The 9,877-nt window shown below is 63.3% G+C and carries 10 protein-coding genes and 1 pseudogene; 4 read left to right on the forward strand and 7 right to left on the reverse strand.

Annotated elements, in window-relative coordinates; all coding sequences use genetic code 11:
• Positions 1–182 precede the first annotated feature (182 nt).
• Positions 183–1,088, forward strand: a complete 906-nt coding sequence (dapA, locus tag AC1DXS_RS18290) for a 4-hydroxy-tetrahydrodipicolinate synthase (RefSeq protein ID WP_477738894.1) — start codon at positions 183–185, stop codon at positions 1,086–1,088.
• A gap of 10 nt (positions 1,089–1,098) precedes the next feature.
• Here dapA and AC1DXS_RS18295 read toward each other — a convergent pair whose 3' ends face one another.
• The 7 genes and pseudogenes from AC1DXS_RS18295 to AC1DXS_RS18325 form a co-directional block, all read right to left on the reverse strand.
• Positions 1,099–1,350: a MoaD/ThiS family protein gene (locus AC1DXS_RS18295; RefSeq protein ID WP_477738895.1), complete on the reverse strand. Its 252-nt coding sequence runs from the start codon at positions 1,348–1,350 to the stop codon at positions 1,099–1,101.
• Positions 1,351–1,372: 22 nt separating this feature from the next.
• On the reverse strand, positions 1,373–2,635 hold the full coding sequence (locus tag AC1DXS_RS18300; protein WP_477738896.1) for a molybdopterin molybdotransferase MoeA: 1,263 nt from the start codon (positions 2,633–2,635) through the stop codon (positions 1,373–1,375).
• Positions 2,636–2,716: 81 nt separating this feature from the next.
• Positions 2,717–3,268 (reverse strand): annotated as a pseudogene (gene mobB, locus AC1DXS_RS18305) (molybdopterin-guanine dinucleotide biosynthesis protein B); the annotation flags it as partial.
• A 30-nt stretch (positions 3,269–3,298) separates the two neighbouring features.
• A complete protein-coding gene (gene thrC, locus AC1DXS_RS18310; RefSeq protein ID WP_477738897.1) occupies positions 3,299–4,738 on the reverse strand; it encodes a threonine synthase in 1,440 nt (479 codons plus the stop codon).
• A gap of 6 nt (positions 4,739–4,744) precedes the next feature.
• The gene (locus AC1DXS_RS18315) at positions 4,745–5,455 is read right to left on the reverse strand and encodes a hypothetical protein (RefSeq protein ID WP_477738898.1); all 711 of its coding nucleotides are present in this window, start codon (positions 5,453–5,455) and stop codon (positions 4,745–4,747) included.
• Complete coding sequence (locus tag AC1DXS_RS18320; protein ID WP_477738904.1) at positions 5,452–6,774, reverse strand: homoserine dehydrogenase; 1,323 nt, start codon at positions 6,772–6,774, stop codon at positions 5,452–5,454. Before AC1DXS_RS18320 ends, AC1DXS_RS18315 begins: the two co-directional genes overlap by 4 nt.
• A gap of 95 nt (positions 6,775–6,869) precedes the next feature.
• Complete coding sequence (locus AC1DXS_RS18325; protein ID WP_477738899.1) at positions 6,870–8,093, reverse strand: pyridoxal phosphate-dependent aminotransferase; 1,224 nt, start codon at positions 8,091–8,093, stop codon at positions 6,870–6,872.
• Positions 8,094–8,283: 190 nt separating this feature from the next.
• Here AC1DXS_RS18325 and AC1DXS_RS18330 point away from each other — a divergent pair, with 190 nt between their 5' ends.
• The 3 genes from AC1DXS_RS18330 to AC1DXS_RS18340 form a co-directional block, all read left to right on the forward strand.
• Positions 8,284–8,682 (forward strand): Mth938-like domain-containing protein, encoded by a 399-nt coding sequence (locus AC1DXS_RS18330; RefSeq protein ID WP_477738900.1) that lies wholly within the window; start codon positions 8,284–8,286, stop codon positions 8,680–8,682.
• A 123-nt stretch (positions 8,683–8,805) separates the two neighbouring features.
• A complete protein-coding gene (locus AC1DXS_RS18335; protein WP_007867029.1) occupies positions 8,806–9,282 on the forward strand; it encodes a peroxiredoxin in 477 nt (158 codons plus the stop codon).
• Between the two features lie 167 nt (positions 9,283–9,449).
• On the forward strand, positions 9,450–9,877 hold a 428-nt coding region (locus AC1DXS_RS18340), incomplete at its 3' end, for a PIN domain-containing protein (protein WP_477738901.1).

Genomic DNA, 9,877 nt, shown 5'->3' on the forward strand with positions numbered 1-9,877 from the left:
CCCGCGGCCTTGGGGCGTGCGCCAGCAAATCGAAAAAACCGTTGCTCATTTGACCGGGGCTGCGGTTCCGTCGTCGAATGAGCGATGGAACCGCCGGTTACTTCTCATAGTCTTTTGCGGACACCCTTCTCTTGTTCTGATGGCGGCCTTTCAAGCCGGTCAGTTTTTTGGGATGTGTCTTCATGCAAACAGCGCTCAGTGCCGATCAGGCCAATCAAACCAACACCGATTTCTCGGGTCTCTGGATCCCCCTTGTCACCCCGTTTGACCAGGGCAAGGTCGACCACAGCGCACTCAAGCGCCTTGTAGCCCACTACAAGGGCAGCGGCATCGCCGGGCTGGTGGTCTGCGGCTCCACCGGCGAGGCCGCGGCACTGGACGAAGACGAGCAGTTGGCAACGCTGCAAACCGTGATGGCGGAGGCCCCCGGCCTTCCGATGATCATGGGCCTGTCGGGCTACCACCTGGGCAAAATGGCCACGCGCATCAAGGCCCTGGGCACGCTGGGCCTGGCCGGCATCCTGCTGCCCGCGCCCAGCTACATCCGTCCTTCGCAGGCGGGGCTCATCGAATGGTTCACCGCCCTGGCCGACGTGAGCGCCGTGCCGGTGATCCTCTATGACATCCCCTACCGCACGGGCAGCCGCATGGAGCTTGAAACCATCCTGGCGCTGGCCGATCACCCGCGCATCCAGGCACTCAAGGACTGCGGCGGCGACCCGGCCAAAACGCGGGCGCTGATTGCCGATGGGCGCTTGCAGGTGTTGGCGGGCGAGGACCTGAATATTTTCACCACCGCCTCGCAGGGCGGCCGGGGCGCGATTGCGGCAGCGGCCCATCTGCACACGGAACGTTTTGTGGAAGTGCTGCGGCGCATCCGGGCGGGCGACGTGGCAGGGGCTGAGGCCTTGTGGGCGCCGCTGCAGCCGCTGATTGAAGGCCTGTTCGCCGAGCCCAACCCCGGGCCGCTCAAGGCCGTCCTGGCCGGGCAAGGCCTGCTTCGCAATGAACTGCGTAGCCCGATGACACGGGCCTCCACCGAACTGGCCGAGCGCCTGCAGGGGCTGGACGCGCTGCTGGCCGCCTGAAGGGGCAGGATCAGCCGCCGGTCACGGGCGGGAAGAAAGCGACTTCGCAGCCCTCGCTGAGGTCGGCCGTTTCATCGCACATGACCTGGTTGAGCGCCATGCGCACCGACCTGCCGCGCGCCAGGCTGGCAGTGTGGGCGGGCGTGGCCGCGAGCAGTTCGTCGCGCAGGGCCCCCAACGTGGTAGCGGTGGTGTCGCGCAGCTCGCTGCCCTGCCCTATGGCTTCGCGGATGGAAGCAAAGTATTTGACGGTGACTTTCATGGGAAGGCCTTGATGTGGCGCGTCAGGCCATCAGCGCCGAAAACGGGATGAACTGCACCATGTCGCCATGGGCAATCGCCTGGCCGGCCGGGTTGTCGATCACGCCATCGCCCCAGACGGCCGAGGTCAGCACACCCGAGCTCTGGTTGCCGAACAGCTCCAGCCCGCCGGCGGCGTTGCGCCTGGCGCGCAAAAACTCGCGGCGCTTGTCGGCCTTGGGCCAGTTGAAATGCGCGGGCAATGCGATGGGGCTGGCGGCCACCTCGGCCGCGCCCTGCAGCTTGAGGAGGAAAGGCCGCACCAGCACCAGAAAGGTCACAAAGCTGGATACCGGGTTGCCCGGCAGGCCGATGAAATGCGCGCCACCGAGCTTGCCGTAGGCGAAAGGCTTGCCCGGTTTCATCGCGATCTGCCAGAGCGCGAGTTCGCCCAGCGCCTGCACGGCCGGCTTGATGTGATCTTCCTCGCCGACGGACACGCCGCCGCTGGTAAGTATCAGGTCGTGCGCTTCGCTCGCACCCTTGAGCGCGGCGATGGTGGCGTCGAGGCGGTCGGGCACGATGCCCAGGTCGGTCACCGTGCAGCCCAGGCGCAGTAGCAAGGCGCGCAAAAAGAAACGGTTGGAGTTGTAGATGGCGCCGGGCTTCATGTCGGCCGGTGCGACCTCGCCGGGCATGACGAGTTCATCGCCGGTCGAGAACAAGGCCACGCGCACCCGGGGCGCGACCTGCAATTTGTCAAAGCCTATGCTGGCGGCCAGGCCCAGCGAGGCGGGCGAGAGGCGTTCACCGCGGCGCAGCACCACGGCACCGGCGGCCACGTCCTCGCCACGGCGGCGAATCCATTGGCCGGGCTGCGGCTGGGCCTTGATGCGCACGCCCTCCTCCACGGCCTCGCAGTCTTCCTGCATCACCACGGCATCGGCGCCGGGCGGAATGGGTGCGCCGGTAAAGATGCGCGCCGCCGAGCCCGGCGCCAGCGCATGGCCGCTGCTGCCGGCCGGAATGCGCTGGCCGACCGGCAGCACCGCGCCCCCGGCCCAGTCGGAAGTGCGCACGGCATAACCGTCCATGGAGCTGTTGTCGTGCGCCGGCACGTCGAGGCTGGAGACCAGGTCCTGGGCCAGCACGCGGCCGTCCGCGTCAAAAGTGGAGACCGTCTGAACACCGGACAGCGGCGCCGCGCGGGCGAGCAGTTCGGCCAGCGCCTGGTCCAGCGGTTTCAGGGGGGCACGGCCGGGCTGGGGTGCAGGGCAGGCGGGCGTGGTGGTGGAGGCAGAACTCATGGTCGGGGTGTCCGGAACAAGGGCATGAACAGAACAGAGTAGAACGAAGCTGGCTGGCTTGGGGCTGGCCGTTACCCAAGCCTAGCCGAAGCGGTCTTCGAAGGAATAGGCAAAGCGTTCCTGATTGTTGACCAGGTACTCGGCCACGGCATCGCCGTCATTCAAATCCAGCACAGGGCGCAAGGTTGCCTGGGGCAGTTGGTCGGGGGCGTCAGTGGCGATGGCGACGATGAAATCGTCGTCCATGTAGAGGCAGGGCTTGCCGGCGTAATCGGCCGAGGGGCCGCGCCAGACCTCGATCTTGAGCAGGTCGCTGCTCTTGAAGCCTTCGACCAGCACCCAGTCCACGCCACCGTAAAGCTCGGCGATCAGCTGGTGCACCGTCATCTCGGCCGGTTTTTCAAACTCGCGCATCAGCGCCATCCGGTTTTGCGAAGCCACCACCACCTCAAAGGCGCCGGCCACGCGGTGGCGGAAGGTGTCCTTGCCGGGGTGGTCGATGTCGAATTTGTGGTGGGCATGCTTGACCACCGACACACGCAGGCCGCGCGCCTTGAGCGCGGGGATCAGCTTTTCGACCAGCGTGGTCTTGCCCGAACCGGAATAGCCGGCAAAGCCAATGACGTTCATGTTCGGGCTTTCCGGGCGGGGCCGCGGCCCGGGTCAATGCACATGGTCGGCGATGTAGCGCTTGATCACGGCCGCATCGGCGGGCAGCACCTTGACGCGCTTGGGCAAGGCCTCTATGCCCTCGAACTTCGCAGGCCGCTCAGGCACATGGCCCAGTGCTTCTTCGATCGTGGCGGCGAACTTGATGGGCAGCGCGGTCTCCAGCACGATCATGGGTACGCCGGGCTGCAGTTGCTCGCGCGCCACCTTCACGCCGTCGGCGGTGTGGGTGTCTATGGTGGTGGCGAAGCGCTTGTGGGTGTCGCGAATCGTCGCGAGGCGGTCGGCATGGGTGCTCTTGCCGCTGACAAAACCGTAGCGCTGCGCGGCCGCCTTGAAAGCCGGCTCGGCGCTGAGGTCAAACTGGCCCTGGCTGCCGAGCTGGTCGTGGAACAAGGCCTTGGTCTTGCCGCCGTCGCGGCCCAGCAGGTCGAACACAAAGCGCTCGAAGTTCGAGGCCTTGGAAATGTCCATGGAGGGGCTGGAGGTCTCGTGCGTGTCGGCGCTGCTGCGCACGCGGTAGACGCCGGTACGGAAGAACTCGTCGAGCACGTCGTTCTCGTTGGTGGCCACCACCAGCTTGCCGATGGGCAGGCCCATCATGCGCGCCACATGGCCGGCGCAGACGTTGCCGAAGTTGCCCGAGGGCACGGTGAAGTCGACTTTTTCGGTGTTCTTGCTCGTGGCCTGGAAGTAACCGGCGAAGTAGTAGACCACCTGCGCCATCAAACGCGCCCAGTTGATGGAGTTGACGGTGCCGATCTTGTACTGGCGCTTGAAGGCCAGGTCGTTGGACACGGCCTTGACGATGTCCTGGCAGTCGTCGAACACGCCATCGACCGCGATGTTGTGGATGTTTTCGTCCTGCAGGCTGAACATCTGCGCCTGCTGGAAGGGGCTCATGCGGCCATTGGGCGAGGTCATGAAAACGCGCACGCCCTTTTTGCCGCGCATGGCGTATTCGGCCGCGCTGCCGGTGTCGCCGCTGGTGGCGCCCAGGATGTTGAGCTCTTCGCCGCGGCGGGCCAGTTCGTATTCGAACAGGTTGCCCAGCAGCTGCATGGCCATGTCCTTGAAGGCCAGCGTGGGGCCGTTGGACAGGGCTTCGAGGTACAAATCCGTACGTGCTGAGCTTGTCGAAGCCTCTTCAAGCTTCTTCAGCGGGACGATGGCCTTGGTGCCGAACACCGCTTCGGTGTAGGTCTTGTCGCAGATCGCCTTGAGGTCGGCGGCGGGAATGTCGTCAACGTAGAGCGAGAGAACCTCGAAAGCGAGCTCAGCGTAAGACAGGCCGCGCCATTTGGCCAGCGTCGCCTCATTAACCTGCGGATAGGTTTCGGGCAGGTAGAGGCCGCCATCGGGCGCCAGGCCTTCGAGCAGGATTTCACAAAAGCGTTTGCGGTCGGCGTGGCCGCGGGTGGAGATGTATTGCATGACAGCTCAGTATTTCCAAATGTTCTGGCGACTTGCCACCAGTGAATTCAGGATAAATCCAGTTACCCCATACTGGTCTATATCCTTGATTGCGGGCGACGCGGAGACTTTGGGGCCTACGGAAATCAGGGTGAAGCGGCTTGAAAGCGTATCGGTGGGCATCATCACGGCTGGCCGGCGAGGATGTGCCCACTCGATGTTCGCCAAACAGACAAAGGCCTGAATCTCTTCTGCTCGCAGAGGGGAGCGCCGCACGATCTCAAGTTCCTTGCGGTTTCCGTCCTCGGACGTCCACTTGCGAACCACGGTCTCGGTCTCAGGGGGGTATTTGTCAGGCGCTGGAAATTCGAAAGGACGGCTCGTCGCCGCTCTTTTGTCCCAGACCGTCCGCGTGATGACGATAATCTCGCGGCTGTCCAGATCCAGGCCTGTCCAGCTGGCCAGACCGTCATTGATGTGCCCACCGATGAATTCCGTAGAAGCCCCACGCTGAATCGTCGCTATCTCAAGAGGAGGCGATCGAAAGGGACCGGTGACGGCAGCCGAATCGACAACGACCTTCGGGACGACTTTCCCTTCGTAGGTGACGTTCATGGCGTCGACAGCGCCTTTTCCGAAGGCATTGCCGTAACAGCTGTCCTCCTGCGCGGGTTGTTGGGCGGTGCAGCTTATGCAGGCAAGAGCGGCAAACAAACCCGGCAACCAGGCCCTCTTCATGCCAGTTCTTCCTTGCGGATGCGCGTGATAGGCGCCAGCACCGTGGGCAGTGCCTGCATTTGCGCCAGGGCGTTGTTCATCTTGGCTTCCACGCAATCGTGCGTGAGGATGATGAGGTCGGTGTGGGTGGAACCCTCGCCGCCCACTTCATCGGCTTCGCGCTGCAGCACCGCGTCTATGCTGATGCCGGCGCCGGCCAGGATGCCGGTGACCTTGGCCAGCACGCCGGCCTCGTCCGCGACCTTGAGGCGCAGGTAGTAGCTGGTGACGACGTCGGACATGGGCACCACGGGCAGGTCGCTCATGGCGTCGGGCTGGAAAGCCAGGTGCGGCACGCGGTGTTCGGGGTCGGCGGTATGCAGGCGGGCGATATCGACCAGGTCGGCGATCACAGCGCTGGCGGTGGGCTCGCTGCCCGCGCCTTTGCCGTAGTACAGCGTGGTGCCGACGGCGTCGCCCTGCACCACCACGGCGTTCATCGCGCCTTCCACATTGGCGATCAGGCGCTTGGCCGGCACCAGGCTGGGGTGCACGCGCAGCTCGATGCCGTTGGCGGCGCGCTTGGTGATGCCCAGCAGCTTGATGCGGTAGCCGAGCTGTTCGGCATAGCGGATGTCCTGCGCGGCCAGGCCGGTGATGCCTTCAACGTAGGCCTTGTCGAACTGCACCGGGATGCCGAAGGCAATGGCCGACATCAGGGTGACCTTGTGGCCGGCGTCCACGCCCTCGATGTCGAAGGTGGGGTCGGCCTCGGCGTAGCCCAGGCGCTGCGCTTCCTTGAGCACGACGTCAAAGTCCAGGCCCTTGTCGCGCATCTCGGACAGGATGAAGTTGGTGGTGCCGTTGATGATGCCGGCGATCCACTGGATGCTGTTGGCGGTCAGGCCCTCGCGCAGCGCCTTGATGATGGGAATGCCGCCGGCCACGGCCGCCTCAAACGCCACCATCACGCCCTTGCGATGGGCCGCCGCGAAAATCTCGGTGCCGTGCACGGCCAGCAACGCCTTGTTGGCGGTGACGACATGCTTGCCGGCCTCGATGGCTTCCAGCACCAGCTGTTTGGCGATGCCGTAGCCGCCTATGAGTTCGATCACGATGTCGACGTCGGGGCTGGCCACGACCTTGCGCGCGTCGTCCACCACCTGCACACCCGCGCCGACGGCCGCCTTGGCGCGCGCCACGTCGAGGTCGGCGACCATGGTGATTTCAATGCCCCGGCCGGCGCGGCGGCGGATTTCTTCCTGGTTGCGCTGGAGCACGTTGTAGGTGCCGCTGCCCACGGTACCTATGCCCAGAAGGCCTACGCGGATGGGGCTCAAATTCGTCGGTTTCATAGTCGCTGAGGTCTTGCTTTAAGTGATCTGGAGGCTCGCCGCCGTCAGGGCAGCGGAGAAAGGAGAGGCCGGATACAGGATCAAGTTCGTGTGTTGCGGTAGTTCTCCAGGAACTTCGCAATGCGCCCAATGGCTTCGCGCAGGTCTTCCTCATGCGGGAGAAAGACGATGCGAAAGTGATCCGGCTCGGCCCAGTTAAAGCCCGTGCCCTGCACCAGCATGACCTTGGTCTCCTTGAGGAGTTCCAGGAAGAACTGGCGATCGTCCTTGATCGGGTAGACCTTGGGATCCAGCCGCGGGAACATGTAGAGCGCGGCGCTAGGTTTGACACAGGTGACGCCGGGAATGGCGGTGATGAGTTCGTAGGCCATGTCGCGCTGGCGGCGCAGGCGCCCGCCCTCGCAGGTCAGGTCGTTGATGCTCTGGTAGCCGCCCAGCGCGGTCTGTATGGCCCACTGGCCCGGCACGTTGGAGCACAGTTTCATGTTGGCCAGCATGTTCAGGCCTTCGATGTAGTCCTGGGCCTGCTTCTTGGGGCCGGACACCACCAGCCAGCCCGCGCGGTAGCCGCAGGAGCGGTAACTCTTGGAAAGCGAATTGAAGGTCAGCGTGAGCACGTCGGTCGACAGGCTGGCAATGGCCGTGTGCTTGACGTCGTCGTAGAGCACCTTGTCGTAGACCTCGTCGGCGAGGATGACCAGGCCGTGCTCGCGCGCGATGCCGATGATGCCTTTGAGCAACTCGTCGGAATACAGCGCGCCCGTCGGGTTGTTGGGGTTGATGACCACGATGGCCTTGGTCCTGGGCGTGATCCTGGCGCGGATGTCGTCCAGGTTGGGCATCCAGCCATTGCTTTCATCACAGCGGTAGTGCACCGGCGTGCCGCCCGAGAGGCTGGTGGACGCGGTCCACAGCGGGTAGTCGGGTGCCGGCAGCAGCAGTTCATCGCCATCGTCGAGCAAGGCATTGGTCGCCATGGAAATCAGCTCGCTCGCGCCGTTGCCCAGGTAGATGTYGTCCAGCGTGACGCCCTTGATGCCCTGCTTCTGGGTTTCGTGCATCACCGCCTTGCGCGCGGCAAAAATACCCTTGCTGTCCGAATAACCGGCCGAGGCCGGCAGGTTGCGGATCATGTCCTGCTGGACTTCCTCGGGCGCATCAAAACCGAACACCGCCAGGTTGCCGATGTTGAGCTTGATGAGTTTCTGGCCCTCTTCCTCCATCTGCTTGGCGGCGTCCATGATCGGGCCGCGGATGTCGTACAGCACATTGGCAAGCTTGGCGGATTTGGTGATCGGTTTCATGAAGCGTTCAGAAGACGTAGGACTGTGGCTGCTCCGGCTCACCCTGCCGGCAACGGGGAAGATTCAACGCATTGCGGCGCGAAATTCGGGCGGAATCTATAATTTGACCACATAAACGAGGCTTTTCGCTGCCAAGGCAGCGGTGCCTCAAGCCCCGGCGCCACGCCTTTCCAACGCCTGACCCTCCCCCATGAAACTCCAGCCAGACCGCCTCGACGTCCAGTCCATCCTCGCCTACGGCCCCGGCTGGGTGGGTTTGGGGCGCGAGGGGGTCGCAGAAAAAATCGAGCACAGCGTGGTGATCGGCTCGCGCGGCGAGAAATTCGACTGGAAATGCGCGCGCTTTGAGCAGCTTACGGCGGAGCATTTCGCCTTGCTTGCCGAAACCCGGCCCGAACTCGTGATCTTCGGCAGCGGTGCCCGCCTGCGCTTTGTGCCGCCCGCATTCCTGCGCAGCCTGATGGAACACCGCATCGGCGTCGAGACCATGGACACACTCGCGGCCTGCCGTACCTACAACATCCTTGCCGGTGAAGGCCGGCAAGTGATTGCCGCCTTGCTGATTGAAACAGGAGGAACAGAGGGCTGAAATGCCCCCTCTTTCAGGGTAAAATCTAGGGTTGCATTTGGTGCCATATCCCGGGACGACGTCCCAGGCCGGTTGCCAAAAGGCGCGGCCAATTACAACTACTTTCGTCAGGGTCTACTCAGTATGGCAGTCGTCGTCAATAAACCACTCCCCGAATTTGAAGCGATCGCCACCGGCGGCATCAAGGTTTCCAACCAGTCTCACCTCGGCAAAGTCGTGGTGCTCTACTTCTACCCCAAGGACAACACGCCCGGCTGCACCACGGAAGCCATGCAGTTCCGTGACCGCTACAAGGATTTCGTGAAGGCCGGCGCAACCGTCTTCGGCGTCTCTCGCGACAACATGAAGTCCCATGACGAGTTCAAGTCCAAGCTTGAGTTGCCGTTCGAGCTGATTGCGGACACCGAAGAAAAAATGTGCCACATGTTCGGCGTAGTCAAAAACAAGATCATGTACGGCAAAAAGGTTAAAGGCATCGAGCGCAGCACCTTCCTGGTAGGCGCCGACGGCCTGCTGAAAGAGGAATGGCGCGGCCTGAAAGTGCCAGGCCATGTGGATGACGTACTCAAGGCCGTCAAAGCCCTCAAAAAGGCCGCCTGAACCTTACTGAGGCCAGTTAGCAACAAACGATTGCCCTGTCACCTGAGTTGTGCATAATGAACTCATGCTGTTGAGTTTCGCAACTGCGCCAAAAGACAAAGCCGCCCTGGTTTCAAGGCGGCTTTTTCGCTTCTGGAACCCTTCTTTTTTAGAGAGTTTTAAGCACTATGCCCCTGCCCCCCGCCCCGACAAAACGTGCCGCCCTGCTCTCACCTGATGCGCTTGACGCGCCCGCCCGCTCGCCTTCGAAGGTCGCCCGGAAAACGGAGCGCGTCGAATCCGCCCAAAAACCCCCGGTGATGGACCTGTTTGACAGCCGCGCGGCAGGGGAAGGCAGCCATCCCGCAGCATTCAGGGGCAAAGAGCCCGCAAATCCGGAAAGAAGCACGCCGAACAGCCGCGCAAAAGAGAGCATTGCCCTGCCCGAGCCGGTCAAGCCGAAAAAAGCCAAGCGCACGGGCCCAGCCAAGCTGTTCGTGCTCGACACCAATGTGTTGATGCACGACCCGATGTGCCTGTTCCGCTTCGAAGAACACGACATCTTCCTGCCCATGATCGTGCTCGAAGAGCTCGACGGCCACAAAAAAGGCATGAC

It is taken from the genome of Polaromonas sp. P3_B1 (genome assembly GCF_056402935.1).